This window comes from Stenotrophomonas sp. AC248 (genome assembly GCF_979258185.1).
Genome location: NZ_OZ409840.1, coordinates 4,349,990 through 4,367,303 on the forward strand (window position 1 = coordinate 4,349,990; position 17,314 = coordinate 4,367,303).

The 17,314-nt window shown below is 69.8% G+C and carries 12 protein-coding genes; 1 reads left to right on the forward strand and 11 read right to left on the reverse strand.

The window, feature by feature from the left end; translation table 11 throughout:
• Positions 1 to 41: 41 nt before the first annotated feature.
• Both ACZ0AE_RS19510 and mgtE read right to left on the reverse strand, forming a co-directional pair.
• Positions 42 to 2,771, reverse strand: coding sequence for a bifunctional acetate--CoA ligase family protein/GNAT family N-acetyltransferase (locus ACZ0AE_RS19510; protein WP_141058887.1), 2,730 nt, complete (start codon positions 2,769 to 2,771; stop codon positions 42 to 44).
• A gap of 348 nt (positions 2,772 to 3,119) precedes the next feature.
• Positions 3,120 to 4,490, reverse strand: a complete 1,371-nt coding sequence (gene mgtE, locus ACZ0AE_RS19515) for a magnesium transporter (protein WP_447596068.1) — start codon at positions 4,488 to 4,490, stop codon at positions 3,120 to 3,122.
• A 331-nt stretch (positions 4,491 to 4,821) separates the two neighbouring features.
• Here mgtE and ACZ0AE_RS19520 point away from each other — a divergent pair, with 331 nt between their 5' ends.
• A complete protein-coding gene (locus tag ACZ0AE_RS19520; RefSeq protein WP_038685560.1) occupies positions 4,822 to 6,627 on the forward strand; it encodes a monovalent cation:proton antiporter-2 (CPA2) family protein in 1,806 nt (601 codons plus the stop codon).
• A gap of 342 nt (positions 6,628 to 6,969) precedes the next feature.
• Here ACZ0AE_RS19520 and ACZ0AE_RS19525 read toward each other — a convergent pair whose 3' ends face one another.
• The 9 genes from ACZ0AE_RS19525 to ACZ0AE_RS19565 form a co-directional block, all read right to left on the reverse strand.
• Entirely contained in the window at positions 6,970 to 10,338 is a 3,369-nt protein-coding gene (locus tag ACZ0AE_RS19525; protein ID WP_463601947.1) for an ankyrin repeat domain-containing protein, read from the reverse strand.
• Entirely contained in the window at positions 10,331 to 10,597 is a 267-nt protein-coding gene (locus tag ACZ0AE_RS19530; RefSeq protein WP_038685557.1) for a YcgL domain-containing protein, read from the reverse strand. The genes ACZ0AE_RS19525 and ACZ0AE_RS19530 overlap by 8 nt, the downstream gene beginning before the upstream one ends.
• 776 nt (positions 10,598 to 11,373) lie before the next feature.
• Complete coding sequence (locus tag ACZ0AE_RS19535; RefSeq protein WP_038685550.1) at positions 11,374 to 11,811, reverse strand: hypothetical protein; 438 nt, start codon at positions 11,809 to 11,811, stop codon at positions 11,374 to 11,376.
• Positions 11,812 to 11,882: 71 nt separating this feature from the next.
• Positions 11,883 to 13,124 carry a beta-ketoacyl-ACP synthase gene (locus ACZ0AE_RS19540; RefSeq protein WP_038685548.1) on the reverse strand — a complete coding sequence of 414 codons (1,242 nt, stop codon included), beginning with the start codon at positions 13,122 to 13,124 and terminating at the stop codon, positions 11,883 to 11,885.
• Positions 13,124 to 13,855, reverse strand: a complete 732-nt coding sequence (gene fabG, locus ACZ0AE_RS19545) for a 3-oxoacyl-ACP reductase FabG (protein WP_038685546.1) — start codon at positions 13,853 to 13,855, stop codon at positions 13,124 to 13,126. The genes ACZ0AE_RS19540 and fabG overlap by 1 nt, the downstream gene beginning before the upstream one ends.
• Positions 13,852 to 14,313 carry a hotdog family protein gene (locus ACZ0AE_RS19550; RefSeq protein WP_181406238.1) on the reverse strand — a complete coding sequence of 154 codons (462 nt, stop codon included), beginning with the start codon at positions 14,311 to 14,313 and terminating at the stop codon, positions 13,852 to 13,854. Before ACZ0AE_RS19550 ends, fabG begins: the two co-directional genes overlap by 4 nt.
• Positions 14,310 to 15,503: a beta-ketoacyl-[acyl-carrier-protein] synthase family protein gene (locus ACZ0AE_RS19555; RefSeq protein WP_463601948.1), complete on the reverse strand. Its 1,194-nt coding sequence runs from the start codon at positions 15,501 to 15,503 to the stop codon at positions 14,310 to 14,312. The genes ACZ0AE_RS19550 and ACZ0AE_RS19555 overlap by 4 nt, the downstream gene beginning before the upstream one ends.
• The gene (locus ACZ0AE_RS19560; RefSeq protein WP_038685543.1) at positions 15,500 to 16,051 is read right to left on the reverse strand and encodes a DUF3261 domain-containing protein; all 552 of its coding nucleotides are present in this window, start codon (positions 16,049 to 16,051) and stop codon (positions 15,500 to 15,502) included. Before ACZ0AE_RS19560 ends, ACZ0AE_RS19555 begins: the two co-directional genes overlap by 4 nt.
• Positions 16,039 to 17,280, reverse strand: coding sequence for an NAD(P)/FAD-dependent oxidoreductase (locus ACZ0AE_RS19565; protein WP_137190774.1), 1,242 nt, complete (start codon positions 17,278 to 17,280; stop codon positions 16,039 to 16,041). Before ACZ0AE_RS19565 ends, ACZ0AE_RS19560 begins: the two co-directional genes overlap by 13 nt.
• Positions 17,281 to 17,314 lie beyond the last annotated feature (34 nt).

Consider the following 17,314-nt stretch of genomic DNA (forward strand, 5'->3'; position numbering starts at 1 on the left):
TTGTCGCCGCGCCGACGTGCACGGTCCGTGCCGCCGACGGCTCAGTGCGTTGCGGTATCTGGCACGTCCGGCACCTGCACCTCCTGCACCGGCAGGGTCACCACCATCACCGTGGAGTCGTCCGGGTCCAGCCTGGTCTTGAAGCCCAGGCTCTGGCACATCGCCAGCATGGTGCTGTTCTCGCGCAGCACCTGCCCTTCGACAATGTTCAGGCCCAGCCACTTGGCGTACTCGATCATGATCGCCATCAGCCGCCAGCCGATGCCGTGGCCTTTCAGGTCCGAGCGGATCAGGATGCCGTACTCGCCGCGGTCGTAGTCGGCGTCGGCATGTAGGCGCACCGCGCCGAGCATGTCGCCGCTGCGCGGGTCGATGGCCACCAGCGCGATCGAACGGGCGTAATCGAGCTGGGTCAGGCGCGCGATGAATTCGTGGCTGAAGTGCTTCACCGACTGGAAGAAACGCAGGCGCAGGTCGTCGTCGGTGACGCGGGCGAAGAACGCGCGGAACAGCGCGTCATCTTCCGGCCGTACCGGGCGCACGAAGGCCGGCGCGCCGTCGGACAGGGTAATGGTGCGTTCCCATTCCTTGGGATACGGGAACACCGCAAAGCGCGGATGGCCGCGGCCCTTGTGCAGTTTGCGCGAGGGCGCGATGGCCACGCGTGCATCAAGCGCGATCACCCCGTCACGGTCGGCGAGCAGCGGGTTGATGTCCAGGCTGCGGATCTCGGGAATGTCGGCGGCCAGCTGCGCCAGCTTGACCAGGATCAGCGCTACGGCGCGCTCGTCGGCCGCCGGCACGTCGCGGTAGGCCTTGAGGATGCGCGAGACACGGGTGCGGCCGATCAGCTCGTGCGACAGGCGCAGGTCCAGCGGCGGCAGCGCAAGCGCCTTGTCGTCGATCACTTCGACGGCGGTACCGCCGCGGCCGAACACGATCACCGGTCCGAAGGTGGGGTCGTCGGCGATGCCGGCGATCAGCTCGCGCGCCTTGGGGCGCACGATGGTGGGCTGCACCAGCACGCCGTCGATGCGGGCGTCGGGGCGCTTCTCATGCGCGCGCGCGATGATCGAGGTGGCCGCCGCATGCACCGCCTGCAGCGAGCCGAGGTTGAGGCGCACGCCGTCCACATCGGACTTGTGCGGGATGTCGGCGGAAAACACCTTCACCGCTACGGTGGCGCCCTGCTCCAGCAGCGGCTGGGCCAGCTCCATGGCCTCGCGCGCGTCGCGTGCCTGCATCACCGGCGCCGACGGAATGCCATAGGCGGTGAGCAGCTGGTGGGTGGCGATCGGGTCCAGCCACTGCTGGCCGGCCGCCAGCGCAGCCTCGACCAGCGCGCGTGCGGTGGTGGTATCGACCACGAAATCTTCGGGCAGGCTGGGCGGGGTTTCCATCAGCGCGGCCTGCGCGTCGCGGTAACGCACCAGGTGCTGGAAGCCGCGCACGGCCTCGGCTTCGGTGGGATAGGTGGGCACGCGCGCGGCGTTGAGCGTGGCGGTGGCCCGGTCATCGTTGCCCAGCCAGACCGCGAACACGGGTTTGTCGCGGTGGTGGCGCGGGCGCAGGCCCAGCGTGCGGGTGAGGGCCTGGGCGGCGTCGGCCGAGGAGGTGAACGCGGTGGGCACGTTGACCACCAGCACCGCATCGTTTTCGCTGTCGGACATCAGCGCGTCGATGGCGGCGGCATAGCGCTCGCCATCGGCATCGACGACGATGTCGACCGGGTTGCTGCGCGACCAGCCCTGCGGCAGCACGCTGTCCAGCTGCGCCACGGTGGCCGGCGACAGCTCGGCCAGGCTGCCGCGCAGCGCCAGCAGCTGGTCCACGGCCAGGCGCCCTACCCCGCCGCCGTTGCTCAGGATGGCCAGCCGACGGCCCGGGAAGGTACCGAGGCGGCCGAGCGTTTCGGCGGCGGTGAACAGTTCGTCCAGTGCCCCCACGCGCAGCAGGCCGGCGCGGTTGAAGGCCGCGCCGTACACGGCGTCGGCGCTGGCCAGCGCCTGCACGTGGGTGTCGGCATCGGGGTTGATGCGGATGTGGCGGCCGGATTTGACCACCACCACCGGCTTGGCGCGCGCGGCGGCCCGCGCGGCCGACATGAACTTGCGCGCATCGCCGATGTGTTCGACGTAGAGCAGGATGGCGCGGGTGCGGTAGTCGGTGGCGAAGTAGTCGAGCAGGTCACCGAAGTCAACGTCGAGGGTGTCGCCGAGCGAGACGACCGCGGAGAAGCCGACCGAGCGCGCCACGCCCCATTCGACCAGGGCGGCGGCGATGGCGCTGGATTCGGAGATCAGCGCAAGGTCGCCGGCCTGCGGGAAGTGGGCGGCGATGCTGGCATTCAAACGCGCGTGCGGGGCGATGACGCCCAGGCAGTGCGGGCCGAGGATGCGCAGGCCCTTGGCGCGGGCGGCGGTTTCCACCTGCTCGGCCAGCGACCCGGGGCCCTGGCCGAGGTTGGCGGTGAGGATGATGGCGGCGGCCACGCCGCGTTCGGCGGCGGTGGCCACGACCTGGGGCACGATGCTGGCCGGCGCGGTGATGACGACCAGTTCGGGAACCCAGTCGAGGTCCTTGAGGCGTTTGACGGTGCGGATGCCGTCGATGTCGCTGTAGCGGGGGTTGATCCAGGCCACCTTGCCGGGGAAGCCGGTGCTGCGCAGGTTGCGCATGACGGCGCGGCCGGCGGAGCGTTCGCGCGGGCTGCCGCCGATGACGGCAACCGATTGCGGGCGGAAGACGGATTGCAGGTGGTAGGTGCTCATGGGGCCGATCAGTCACCGGTACATGGGATGACACGGTACACGGGTGCGGTGGTGGGTGGGATGATCTGGCGCAGACGCGGAATCAGAAGCCAAAGCAGATCAACGGCGCGTCACCGGCTGTTCCTTGTCCCGTGTTGGCTGGCGCCGCCATGCCATGCCGGGACACGCCGTGAACCCGTCCATGGGGGCTCGTGTACGGCATCCATGCCGTACACGGTCCCGGCATGGCATGGCATGGCGGCGCCAGCTTGGACGGGTCTGTATGGACGGCGGCATTCGAAGCGTAACGGCCGACGTCCCCTCCCCGGTAGAGCCACGCCATGCGTGGCTGCCTCTCACCGCGTCCGGCTACAACAACGTGCCGCGCAGGATCATCGCGGCGATGCTGAAATAGATGACCAGGCCGGTGACGTCGACGAGCGTGGCGACGAATGGCGCCGATGCGCTGGCGGGGTCGAAGCCGAGGCGTTTGAGGATGAAGGGCAGCATCGAGCCGGACAGCGAGCCGAAGGTGACGATGCCCACCAGCGCCGCGCCGATGGTGAGGGCGAGCAGCTGCCAGTGCTGGCCGTAATCGTGCAGGCCGAGCAGCTGCCAGGAGACGATGCGGATCATCGCCAGCACGCCCAGGATGGCGCCAAGGGTGAGGCCGGTGGGAATTTCGCGCAGCGCCACTTTCCACCAGTCGCGCAGGCGCAGTTCGCGCAGGGCCAGGCTGCGGATCAGCAGGGAGGTGGCCTGGGAGCCGGAGTTGCCGCCCGAGCTCATGATCAGCGGAATGAACAGGGTGAGCACGACCGCGCGGGCCAGCTCGTCCTCGTAGTGCTGCATGGCGCTGGCGGTGAGCATTTCGCCCAGGAACAGCACGCTCAGCCAGCCGGCGCGCTTGCGGATCATGCCGAAGAAGCCGATCTGCATGTACGGCTTTTCCAGCGCTTCCATGCCGCCGAACTTGTGCGCATCCTCGGTGGATTCCTCGATGAGGGCATCCAGGATGTCGTCCACGGTGACGATGCCGAGCACGTGCTGGGCCGGGTCCACCACGGGGATGGCGAGCAGGTCGTGGCGGCGGATCAGCTGGGCCACTTCTTCCTGGTCGAGCATGGCATCGACGGTGACCGGCGGGTTGGTCTGGGCCACGTCGAGGATGGGCTCGTCGGGCAGGCCGGTGATCAGGCGGCGCATGGTCACCACCTGCACCAGGGTGCGGGTGTGCGGGTCGAGCACGTAGATGGCGTAGACGGTTTCGCGGGTGCGCTCGACTTCGCGGATGTGCTGCAGGGTGCGGCCGACGGTCCAGTCGGCCGGCACGCTGACGAATTCGGTGGTCATCAGCGCACCGGCGGTGTGCGCGGGGTAGCTGAGCAGCTGCTGGATGGACTGGCGCGCGTCGGCGCTGAGCAGCGGGATCAGGCGCGCGCGGTCGTCGTCGTCCAGCTCATGGACGATGTCGGTGGCGCGGTCGTCGGCCATCAGGCCCAGCAGCGCGGCGGCACGGGCCACCGGCAGCAGCGCAACCAGGTCGCCACTGCGGTTGAGCTCGGGCTGTTCGAGCATCTTCACCGCGCGCGGCAACGGCAAGGCGGCCAGGGTGTCGGCGGCGCGCGACAGCTCCAGGGTATTGAGGAACTCCACCGCATCGGCGGTGTTGAAGCTGGCCAGGGGTGCGCTCAGGGCGGCGGCATCGGCCACCGGGCGCAGCAGGTCTTTCTGGTTCATCGGGTTCGCCTGTGGGGATCGCCATGCGCGACGCCAGCAGTGGCGAACCGTCCCTCGTCAGGCGGTGGCCATCACTGGCGTCGAGCAAGGTCGACTTCTACTGTCGCTGGACATCGGTTCGGGGACTCCGCAAGGGTGTACTGCCGGACGTGCCGGCAGCGGCGGGCAGTCTGGACCCGGGCGCCGGGCGGGTCAACCCGGGCACCGCTGCCGTGTTGGGCTGCGATTGACGTTGGGCCAACGTACGCGTCGCATAATGGGCGGCGGCCGTGGGCCGTGATGCCCTTTCCCTCGATGTTGCCCGGCGACGATCCCATGAGCAGGTCCTTCCATGCATAGCGGCGCGCTTGAGCTGGCCCTGGTGCTGCTGCTGGCGGCGGTGATCGCCGTGCCGGTGTTCAAGAAGCTGGGCTTCGGCGCGGTGCTGGGCTACCTGGCTGCCGGCGTGGTGCTGGGCCCGGATGGGCTGGGTTTCGTGCAGGATGCCGACCGCATCCTGGGCGCGGCCGAAATCGGCGTGGTGATGCTGCTGTTCGTGATCGGGCTGGAGCTGTCCCCGGCCCGCCTGAAAGTGATGCGGCGCTCGGTGTTCGGCGCTGGGGCACTGCAGGTGGCGCTGAGCGCACTGGTGCTGGGCAGCCTGCTGCTGCTCGACCACTTCCAGTGGAAGAGCGCGCTGATCGTGGGCATCGCGCTGGCGCTGTCGTCCACCGCAGTGGGCCTGCAGCTGCTGTCCGAGCACAAGGCGATCAACAGCGATTACGGCCGGCTGGGCTTTGCCATCCTGCTGTTCCAGGACCTGATCGCCATTCCCCTGCTGGCGGCGATTCCGCTGCTGGGCGGGGCCAAGAACGAAACCCTGCAATGGAACGACGTGGCCGTAGCGCTGGGCGCGCTGGCGGTGGTGATCCTGTGCGGGCGACCGGTGCTGCGCCGGCTGTTCAACATCATCGCGCGCACGCGCAGCCCGGAAGTATTCACCGCGATGGCGCTGCTGGTGGTGCTGGGCACGGCGTGGTTCATGCAGGAGGCCGGGTTGAGCCCGAGCCTGGGCGCGTTCCTGGCCGGCGTGCTGCTGTCCGATTCGGAATTCCGCCACGAGCTGGAATCGCAGATCGAACCGTTCAAGGGGCTGCTGCTGGGGCTGTTCTTCATTGCGGTGGGCATGGGCATCGACCTGGACCGCATCGTCGCCGAGCCGGCGATGATCGCCGCGGGCGTGGCGATCCTGCTGGTGGTGAAGTTCGGCCTGCTGTTCGGCATCGGCAAGCTGGCCAAGCTGCGCACCCGGCACGCGGTGATGCTGGGCAGCGTGCTGTGGCTGGGCGGTGAGTTCGCCTTCGTGGTGTTCAACGAGGCGCAGCGCGCGCACCTGCTGGGCAGCGCCAACCACGACCGGCTGGTGGCGATCGTGGGCCTGTCGATGGCGATCACCCCGCTGTTGATGATCGCGCTGCTGCGGCTGCTGGGCCGCGAGGACGCACCCAAGGGCACTGCGCCACCGGCCGACAAGGTGGACACCGGCGGCACCCAGCCGCAGGTGATGATCGCCGGCATGGGCCGCTTCGGCCAGGTGGTGGCGCGCCTGCTGACCGCCCAGAAGATTCCGTTCGTGGCGCTGGAGTCGAACCCGGACACGGTGTCGGACCTGCGCCGGTTCGGCAACAAGCTGTACTACGGCGACCCGACCCGGCCGGAGATGCTGCGCGCCGCCGGTGGCGAGCACATCCGCGTGTATGTGGTGACGCTGGACGACCCGGACGCCAACATGCGCGCCACGCGGCTGATCCGGCGCATGTACCCCGATGCGGTGGTGCTGGTGCGTGCACGCAATCGCCAGCATGCGTGGCGCTTGATGGACATGTCGGCCGAGCCGTTCCGCGAAGTGTTCGGCACCAGCCTGGAGTTGAGCGAGCGCATGCTGATCGCGCTGGGCATCCCGGCCGATACCGCGCGCAGCCATGTGCAGCGCTTCCGCGAGCACGACGAGAAACTGCTGCGCGACCAGTACCTGGTCTACGACGACGAGGCGGCGGTGATCCAGACCTCGCGTGATGCGCGGGCGGATCTTATGCATCTGTTCGAGGCGGATGCGGAGCGCGACGCGAAGACGGATGCGTCCGACCGGCGAGGTTGAAGTTACACCTACCCCGTAGTGCCGGGCTCTGCCCGGCAACCGCGTGCAGAACTGCCGGGCGTCGCCTGACGTTGACGGCAGCCGACCAACGGTCGGCTCTACGAGCGTGCACCGCCCCGTGGGGCCGGGCTCTGCCCGGCAACCGCGTGCAGCGATGCCGGGCATCGCCTGGCGTTGACGGCAGCCGACCAACGGTCGGCTCTACGAGCGTGCAGCGTCCCGTAGTGCCGGGCTCTGCCCGGCACCCGCGCGCAGCGCTGCTGGGCGTTGCCTGGCGCTGACGGCAGCCGACCAACGGTCGGCTCTACGAGCGTGGTGGGCCACGATCGTGGTGGTGCGGGGTCAGCCGTTGTCGCGCAGGAACCGCGCCATCGAGGACACGCCGGGGACGCGTGGTGCGAATTCGCCGGCCACGTCGATGAAGCCGCGCATGACCGCGATTTCGCGCGGGTTGCGGTTGAGCGCGTCGCGCACGTCCGGGTCGGCGCCGGCACGCATCAGGCGCTGTACCAGCAACGGCAGGCCGTGCAGGGCTGCCAGGTGCAGCGGACCGAATCCGCGCGGGTCGCGTACGTCCAGCGACACGTCCTCGTCGAGCAGGCGCTCCACCGCCGCCAGCACCACCTGTTCGTCGCAGGCGGTACCCGGTTCGGCGCGCGCGCCCAGCAGCAGCAGCAGCGGCGTTACCGAGCCCGCGGCGGCCTGGTCCGGCTCGGCGCCGGCCAGCAGCAGGGTGTCGAGCAGGGCGAGCAGGCGCGAGCGGTCGCGCGCACTGAACCCATACAACGCCGCGCAATGCAGCGGGCCCAGCTGCTGCGCGTCACCGGCATGCACGTTGGCGCCGGCGGTGAGCAGGCGCGCAACGATGTCGGGCAGGCCCAGCGCAGAGGCCAGCATCAGCACGGTGACACCGCCCGGCAGGCGATATTCGAGTTCGGCGCCGGCGTCGAGCAGCGCCGACACGATGTCGATCTGGCGCATGCTGACCGCCGCCGACAACGGCGTGGCGCCGCTGGCCGCCGCGTGCTGCGGGTTGGCACCGCGCGCCAACAACAGGTCGACCACGGCCAGATGACCGCCGCCGGCTGCGCGCAGCAGCGCGGTACAGCCCTGGGCGTCCACCACGTCCACCGCAAATCCCAGGTCGATCAGGCGGCGCACCGCATCGGCGTCGCCAGACATGGCGGCGGCCGGCAGGTCGGCATCACGCAAGACACGGCGCGGCAGGGGCCACACCCGCCAATCCAGCCAGTCGGCCAGGTCGCGGCGGCCGATCGACAGCGCCACGCCCAGCGGCGTCTGGCCGTCGGCAGCACGTGCTTCCGGCGAGGCGCCCTGCTGCACCAGCAGCTTCAGCGAGCCTTCGCGGGCCAGCGCCGTGGCCAGGTGCAGGGCGGTCATACCGTGGCTGTCGCGGGCCTCACGGTCCACGCCCAGCACCAGCAGCGCGTGTTGCAGCCGCAGCCAGCCCAGCCGCACGGCCAGGGACAGCGGCGGATCGCCCGCGGGGGACGGGGCAAACGGATCGGCACCGCGCTCCAGCAGTTCCAGGGCCAGCTGTTCCAGGCCCCGCGAGGCGTGGTCGTGCTGGGCGCAGGCACTGAGCAGGCGCGCCAGGCCACCGCGACCAGCCGGGGACAGGCCACGCCGCAGCAGCACCTGCAGGGCCGGCACCGCATCGATGCCGCGCGCGAGCAGGGCGAACATCGGCGTATCGCCGCAGGCGTCCAGCACTTCCGGCGCGGCGCCATGTGCCAGCAGCCAGTCCACGGCCTGCGGGTCCAGCGCCAGTTCGGCGTCGTGCAACAGGCCGCCCAGTTCCTGCGGATCGCATAGGCGGGCCAGCGCGACCATGCCCTCGAAATTGCCGAACCCCAGCGCTTCGCGCAGCAGGTCCAGCGGCGGGCGGTCCGGCAGCGTCGACGTGGCCAGGGCGGCATCGCCCTCGGCGGCGGTCAGGCCGTCGGTGACCGAGGCCGGCAGCGGGTAGCTGCGATCGAGCAGCGAGACGATGGTCCAGCGACCGGCGCTGGCGGCAATGTCGACGGCGCGGCGGCCCTGCGGATCGGGAATGTCGGCGGCGATGCCCAGCTCCAGCAGGCGCCGCACCAGCAGCGGCGACACGCTGTCGGCCATGCAGGCCAGCAGCACCGCATTGCGCCCTTCCAGGTCGACCGCGCCCAGGTCGGGCTTGTGCGGCAGCAGGTGTTCGATCACGGCGGCACGGCCGCCGCGGGCAGCTTCCAGCCACGGCGTGCGCGACAGGGCATCGCGCGATTCCAGGTTGGCGCCGGCGGCCAGCAGGACGTCGATGATGTCGACATGGCCGGCCAGGGCGGCTTCGTGCAGGGCGCTGCGGCGCTGGCGGTCGCGTGCGTCGGCGCGGGCCTTGTGCTTGAGCAGCAGCTGCACGCCGGCCGGATCGTCTTCTTCGGTGCCGGCGGCGGCCAGCAGGACCGGCGTGCCATCGGCGGGTTCGGTCTTGGCGCCGCGCTCGAGCAGGAACCGCGCCAGGCGCCAGTTGCCGACCTGGCAGGCCACGGCCAGCGGCGACCAGCTGTCGTTGTTGAGCGCATCCACTTCGGCGGCGGCATCGCGCAACAGTGCGGCCACGCCCGGGTCGGAGCTTCGTGCGGCGTGGTGCAACGGGGTGTTGCCATCGCTGTCGACGGCGCGCGAGTCGGCGCCGTTGGCCAGCAGGGTCATGACGGCTTCGGGGCGGCCGTGCCAGCTGTCGCGGGTGGCGGCGAGCAAGGGGGTCATGCCGCGGTGCGGGGCGTTGACGTCGACGCCGCGTGCGATCAGTTCGCGCAGCAGGCGCAGGTCGGGCAGCACGGCGGCCAGCACGGGCAGGTTGCGCTGGTCGCGCCAGGCCGGATCCGGCAGGCCGTGCGGGTCGGCACCGGCGGCGAGCAGCTGCAGGGCGCGGTCGACGCGGCCGCTGCGGGCGGCGTCGTACAGGGCGGGCAGGTGTTCGTGCGTGCCCAGCGGCTCCAGCGGCTCCAGCGGCTGCGGTTCGGCGGCGTGCGCGGTGAAGGCAGCGGCCGCGTCGCCATCAAGGTTGGCATGGCCACGCGCCGCCAGCGGTGCGGCGGGGGTGATGGCCTGCAGGAGCAGGTGCGCCAGCGGTGAGAGGACGACGATGGCGAGGGTCAGCGGCCAGCGCAGCGCATCGGCGACCAGGCCCGGCCAGGCGGGCAGCACCACCAGGGCGCAGACCACGACGACCAGGGCGGCGACGGCCAAGCCACGCCAGGCGCTCAGGTCGCGGCCGGACAGGGCCTGCCAGTGGTCGGTGAGGCTGCCATCGGTGCGTTCGATTTCATTCCACAGCGGCCAGGTGCGCCAGACGCCGAGCAGGGCGGCGCTGACGGCGACGCTGAGGCCGAGGACGGCGGCGAGGCTGCCACTGTCATGCAGTGCGCCCAGCGGCCAGGCGACCAGGGCGGCAAGCAGCACCGGGCCGGCCACCCAGGGGGCGAGCAATGCGGGCAGTTCCTGGCGCAGGAGCTGCGCAGGCGGATGCACGGGGCGGGTGCGCCGCCACCAGGAGATGCCGAGGGCGAACGCGGGCTGTGCGAGGGCGACGCCGAGCGCGGCCGGTACGCCGCCGAGCGCGGCCGGTACGCCGCCGAGTGCGGCGGCGAGGGCCAGGAGGACGCCGGCGGCCAAGGCGATGGCGGTGGCGCGGTTGCGCAGGGCGTCAGTCATCGCGGCGCGGTACGCGCACGGGGGCGACCAGCGGCGGGGGCATCTGCAGGTGGAAGCCGCGTTCGGCGAGGTTGGCGCGCACTTGCGCAACGTCGGCCAGGGCGAGGCGACGGTCGGGGGTCAGGGCGACTTCAAGGACGAATGCGAACGGCGCCAGGCTGGCCTTCAACGCGTCAGGTACGGCGTTGAAGTCATCACGGACGGCGAGGTAGACGTAAGTGTCCTGCTTGCGTTGGCTTTTGTAGACGTAGGCTTGCATTGCCCGCGGGGCTTGGCCCTGGCAGTAGATACGATGATTGTGGAGTAAAGCAGGCAAGGGGGAAAGCCGGGAGCGGGCTTAAGTGACGCTTTGATGGCGCGCGGCAGATTCAGGTTCATCAATGTCGCGGGGTTGTTCAGGTGGGTTTGGCCGGTTTTTTTGAAGCCAGAGCTTGAAGCAGGAGCAAAAGCTGGAGCAAAAACTGGATCAAAAGCGGCGCTGCCTTTCTGGGGGAGCGCTGGGGAGGGTGGGTATCCGGGGCACGCTGCAAGTACGTCCATGTAAGCTCCGTCGCCGCATCCATGCGGCTCAGGGCCCCGGATACCCACCCTCCCCAACGCTTTCAGAATTGGCTGGTGCGTTTTGGAGAGCAGGGCAACAGCCACGGCCGGAGCCGGAGCAGAGCACCGGTTTTCTTGGGGTGGGAGGAAGAGCTGCCGAGCGTGGCTCGGCAATACCAGCAGGCCGCGCGGCCTTGGGTCAGGTGGCGCCTTGGTCTGAGCCTTAGCCTTTGCCGGTGACTTCGCTTTTCCATGCGAACCGACACACTGTCCAAGGGCAGGCCTGTGTGGGTTGCCGGGGCCGTGTGTTGCCATGGATGGCAACACCGAGCCTCCATGGATGGATTTACGGCGTGCCCCGGCAACCCACACAGGCCTGCCCTCCCCGGCACAGTCGAGAAATCGCTTTGGCTGTGGCTGTGGCTGTGGCTGTTGCCGTCGGTCGTGAAACAACGCCCAGCCACCGCCCCAACGGAGCGGTGGCTGGCGGCGGTCTTACTTGACCTTGGCGTAGGTGCCCTTGAGGGCGACGCCGGCCATGAGGGTGCCGGCGTAGCACTCGTAGTTGGTGGTGCTCTTGAACTCGTTCTTCTTGTAGTAGCTCACGATGTCCACCACCGCGTTGGCGTTGCGCGACTTGGCGCCGTCCTGCAGCGCGCGCAGCGCCGACAGGGCGACCCAGCGGCAGGCTTCCTCGTCGCTCTTGTTGGCCGCGTTGGTCTTCTTGTTGGTCACGTCTTCGCCCAGGCGCTGCTGCACGTTGACCTTCTCGCCGGCCAGGTAGAAACGCACGCTGCCGTCGATGCCGGCATCGCGGGCGGCCTGCGAGTTCACCAGCTCACGCAGCGATTGTTCAACACGGGTGTCACGGGCCTGGGCGGTGCTGGCGACGGCAAGCAGCGCGGTGGCGGCAATCAGGGCAAAACGACGCATTCAACTTTCTCCTTGTTGGTAGGACGCGGGGTGGTGCGGAAAACGACCGACCCGGACCCGGGTCGGATGGATCAGGCCTGCCAGCGGCGGAAGATCAACGAGGTGTTGATGCCGCCGAAGGCGAAGTTGTTGCTCATCACGTACTCCGGCTGCAGCGCGCGGCCTTCGCCCTGGATGTAGTCCAGCGCGCCGCAGCGCGGGTCCACCTCGTGCAGATTCAACGTGGGCGCGAACCAGCCCTCGCGCATCATCTCGATGGTCATCCAGGCCTCGAACGCACCGCAGGCGCCTAGCATGTGGCCCACGTAGCTCTTCAGCGAACTGATCGGCATGCCCGGGCCGAATACCTGCGCGGTGGCCTGGGTCTCGGCGATGTCGCCATGCTCGGTGGCGGTGCCGTGTGCGTTGACGTACCCGATCTGCGCCGGTTCCAGGCCCGCGTCTTCCAGCGCCAGCCGCATGGCCTGAGCCATGGTGTCGGCGGTGGGCTGGGTGACGTGCTGGCCGTCGCTGTTGGTGCCGTAGCCAACCACTTCGGCCAGGATCGTGGCGCCGCGCGCCTGCGCGTGCTCCAGCTCTTCCAGGATCAGCGTGCCGGCGCCCTCGCCCAGCACCAGGCCGTCGCGGTGCGCGTCGAACGGGCTCGGCGTGGTCTGCGGCGCGTCGTTGCGCACGCTGGTGGCAAACAACGTATCGAACACCGCCGCGGCCGTGGCATCCAGCTGCTCGGCACCGCCGGTGACCATCACCAGCTGCTTGCCGCCGCGGATCGCCTCGTAACCGGCGCCCACGCCCTGGCTGCCCGACGTACAGGCGCTGGACGTGGTGTACACGCGGCCGGACAACCCGAAGAACACCCCGATGTTGACCGGCGAGGTGTGGCTCATCATTTTCAGGTAGGTGGTGGCGCTGATGCCGTCGGTGGTGTGTTCGTGCAGCATGCGGCCAAATTCAGCGGTGGCCTCGTGGCTGCCCGACGAGGAGCCATAGGCCACGCCGGCCATGCCACTGCGCAGCACCGGGTGGCCAAGCAGGCCGGCCGACTCCAGCGCCAGTTCGGTGGCGCGCACCGACATCACCGCCACCTTGCCCATGCTGCGGGTGGTCTTGCGGTTGTAGTGGGCCGGCAGGTCGTAGTCCTGCACGGGCGCGGCCAGGCGCGTGTTGAGGCCGTCGAACACTTCCCACTCGGGGATGTAGCGCACCGCGTTGACACGCGCATGCAGGCGCTCGCGGATGCTCGGCCAGTCGTGGCCCAGCGGGCTGAGCGCGGCGGCACCGGTGACCACCACGCGACGTTCGGTTCGGCTCATCAGACCATGCCTCCATTGACCGAGATCACCTGGCGGGTGATGTAACCGGCCGATTCGGACAGCAGGAAGGACACCGCATGGGCGACCTCGTCCGGCTGGCCCATGCGCCCGGCGGGAATCAGTTTGAGGGCGTGGTCCAGCACTTCCTGGTTGATCATGTCGGTCTCGATCAGGCCCGGGGCCACGCAGTTGACGGTGATCGCGCGGCTGGCCAGTTCCAGCGCCAGCGCCTTGGTGGCGCCGATGATGCCGGCCTTGGCCGCGCTGTAGTTGGTCTGCCCGCGGTTGCCGACCAGCCCCGACACCGAGGACAGGGTGACGATGCGGCCCGGCTTGCGCCGCCGCACCATCGGCATCACCAGCGGATGCAGCACGTTGTAGAAGCTGTCCAGGTTGGTGTGCACCACCGCGTCCCAGTCTTCGGCGGGCATCGCCGGGAACGCGCCGTCACGGGCGATGCCGGCGTTGCAGACCACCCCGTAATAAGCGCCGTGCGCTTCCACGTCGGCCTCCAGCGCGGTACGCGCGGCGTCGCGGTCGGCCACGTCGAACATCAGCACGCGGGCCTGCCGGCCCAGGGCCTGGATCTGGGCCACCACGTCCTGTGCTTCCTCGATGCGGCTGCGGCAATGCACCACCACGTCGAAGCCGTCGCGCGCGATGCGCAGCGCGATGGCGCGGCCGATGCCCCGACTGGCGCCGGTCACCAGCACTGTGAGATTCCCTGTCATGCCTCTCCACTCTCCAGATAAGCCATCGCATCGCGTGGTTCAAACACCGATACGTTGGCGACCGCCAATTCGGTAGCGCCTGCCAGGATCCGGCAGGCGAACATGCCCAGCCCATTTTCGCCCATCAGCTCGCACTGTGCCTCTACCCGCAGGCAGCTGCCGGCGGCGAAGTACGGCTGGTGCGCGGTGTAGCGGCGGGTGCCCAGCAGGAACCCGATCGAGGGTTCGCGCCCGGCCTGGCGTGCCTTGCAGCCTGCCCACGCGGCGATCGCCTGGGCCATGTATTCCACGCCCACCCACGCCGGGACGCCGTCGGCATGGTTGAACGGGCCGTGGTGCGGCACATCCACCTCGACCACGATCGACTCCGGCTGCCAGTCCAGCAGGCGGTCGATCAGGCGCATGCTGTCGCGGTGGGGCAGCACCTCCTCGATGTTCAGCGGCAGCTGCATGTTCATCCCTTCGCCAGGGCCAGGACGGCATTGCTGCCGCCGAAGGCGAACGAGTGGCTCAGCACATGCTGCGGCGGGTGTGCGGCGAGGGTGCCCGGTTCCACCAGCGCCAGCGCCGGCAACGCAGGGTCGCCCTGCCCGTCCCACCAGTGGGTGGGCAGCTGCTGGCACGGGTTGTCGGCCAGCACCATCCAGCACAGCGCGGCCTCGATCGCCCCGGACGCGCCCAGGGTGTGCCCGGTCAGCGGCTTGGTCGAGCTGGCCGGCACCGTGGTGCCCAGCACGGCCGCCACGGCCTGGCTTTCCATCGCGTCGTTGTGCCCGGTGGCGGTGCCATGCAGGTTCACGTAGTCCACCTGCGACGGCGCCCAGCCGGCTCGGTCCAGCGCCTGCTGCATGGCATCGATCGCGCCGCGTGCCTGCGGGTCCGGCGCGGACATGTGGTGCGCATCGGACGACTCGCCCCACCCGGCCAGGCACACCGGGCCGGGCGCGGTGGTCATCAGGAACAGCGCGGCGCCCTCGCCGATGTTGATGCCGTTGCGGTTGGCCGAGAACGGGTTGCAGCGCGCCGCCGAGACCGACTCCAGCGCGCTGAAGCCGGCCACGGTGAACCGGCACATCGAATCGGCGCCGCCGGCCACCACCGCGTCCGCCACCCCGGCGCGCAGCAGGCGCGCGGCGGCCATCAGCGCCTTGGCGCTGGACGAGCAGGCGGTGGAGATGGTCCAGGCCGGCCCGGTGCTGCCGATGCGCTCGCGCACGAACCGCGCCGACGTGCCCATTTCCTGCTGTGCGTAATCGAAGCCGGGCGGCCACTGGCCGGTGTCGCGGTGGCAGCGCAGCGCGTTCTCCGATTCGCCGATGCCCGAGGTACTGGTGCCGATGATGACCGCCACCCGATCGGCGCCATGGCGCGCGATCGCCGCGTCCACGGCGGGGCGGATCTGCATCAGGGCCGCTTCGAGCAGGGCGTTGTTGCGCCCGCGCAACGCCACCGGCAGCGCGGACAGGTCCGGCAGCGGGGTGGTCACCTCGCCCAACGCGAGAGTGCGACCGGCGATCAGCTGGTCGTTGTCGCGCAACCCGCCGGGCTGGTCGGCGAACAGGCCGGCGCGCACCTGCGCGCGGTCGCCGCCGAGCGCGCAGACCACGCCCAGTTCATTCAGATAGATCGCGCTGCTGCTACTGCTCACGGCGGTGCCTGTTCCATGTCCAACGATTCAATCACCAGTTCATAGCCCTCGGCCAGGTTGCGCAGGCGCACGCGGCCATCGGGCAGCGGCTCCAGCAGCAGCCACGCCTTGCCGGCCTGCTCCAGGCGGCGCTCGCGGCCGGCCTCGACCAGCGTCCAGCCCGCCGGCAGGGCGGCGCGGATGGCCGCGGCCGGCCACAGCGCGAACTGCAGGTCGTCCAGCACGCGCTCGCCGCGCACCTGCGGCGGCAGCCACGGCGCGCGGGTCTGTTCCAGCGTGGTGCCGTCCCAGACCATGCGCACGCCGGTCTGGCCCATGGCCTGCACCGCCAGCCGCACCTGGCTGCCGTCGGCTTCCAGCAACGCATCCAGCTCGCGTTCGTGGGTGCCGAAGCGGAACTGCAGGCGCTGCTGCAGCTGCAACGGCTGCGGCAGGGCCGACGGCGCCAGCTGCAGGGTGGGCAGCTGCACCAGCGGCGCGGGCATGCGGGTGCTGGCGCAGGACGCCAGCAGCACGCAGACGAGCAACAGGACGATCAGCCGCTGCACAGTTCCTCCAGCACCCGCAGGCGGCGGCCGCTGTCATCGGCCACGTACGGGTTGTGGGTGTCCCAGGCGTAGCCGGCCAGGATCGAGGAGATCATGCGGCGCACGTCGGGCTGCGGGTCGGGGTGATAGATGATTTTCTGGAAGCCACCGGCGTACCAGGCTTCGACGAAGCGGCGGAAGGTCTTGACTCCGGCGCGCAGCGGAATGGAGAAGTCCTTTTCCCAGTCCACCGTCTGCCCGTCGTATTCGCGGGCGATGCACGCACTGGCCAGCTCCGCGGATTTGAAGGCGATGGTGACGCCCGAGGAGAACACCGGGTCGAGGAACTCGCCGGCGTTGCCGAGCAGCGCGTAGCCTTCGCCCCACAGCGAGGACACGTTGGCCGAGTACCCGGTGATGGTGCGCACCGGCAGCACGGCCCATTCGGCGTTGGCGAGCAGGCGGGTCAGGTTGGGGTCTTCACCGACGATGGCGCGCAGCTTGTCCTCGTCGCTGCCCGGATACTTCTCGAAGAAGCTGGGCTCGGCGACCACGCCCAGCGAACAGCAGCCGTTGGAGAACGGGATGGTCCAGTACCACACGTCCACGTGCTCGGGATGGGTGGTGATCAGGATCTTGTTGCGGTCAAAGCCCGCGTCGGCCGGGATATGGTCGCGCACGTGGCAGAAGATCGCGCCGCGCACGGGGAAGTTCGACGGCGATTCGAGGTTCAACAGACGCGGCAACAACCGCGCGAAGCCGCTGGCGTCGAGGATGAAGCCGGCTTCGATGGTGTACTCGCTGCCGTCGGGGCGGCGCACCTGCACCCGCGCCGGGCGGCCCGGCTGCACCGACAGCACTTCATCGCCGAAACGCAGCGTGGTGCCCATGCGCTCGGCACCGCGCGCCAGGACGTTGTCGAAGTCGGCGCGCTGCACCTGGTAGGTGGTGCCCCAACCGGGCGAGAACTTGTCGCGGAAGTCGAACTCGGTGCTCGCTTCGCCGCGCACGAACGCCGCGCCATTCTTGTACTGGAACCCGGCCTGCACGACGTCCTGCAGCAGCCCCGCCGCTTCGATGTATTCCATGCTCTGCGGCAGCAGGCTCTCGCCGATGGAGAAGCGCGGGAACTGCTGGCGCTCGATCATCAGCACCTGGCGGCCCTGCCTGCGCAGCATCGCCGCCGCGACCGAGCCAGCCGGGCCGGCACCGATCACCAGGATCTCGGTTGTTTCCACTTGCGGGTTCATCGATACATCCTTGATCAAGAAAACAATGGCGGGA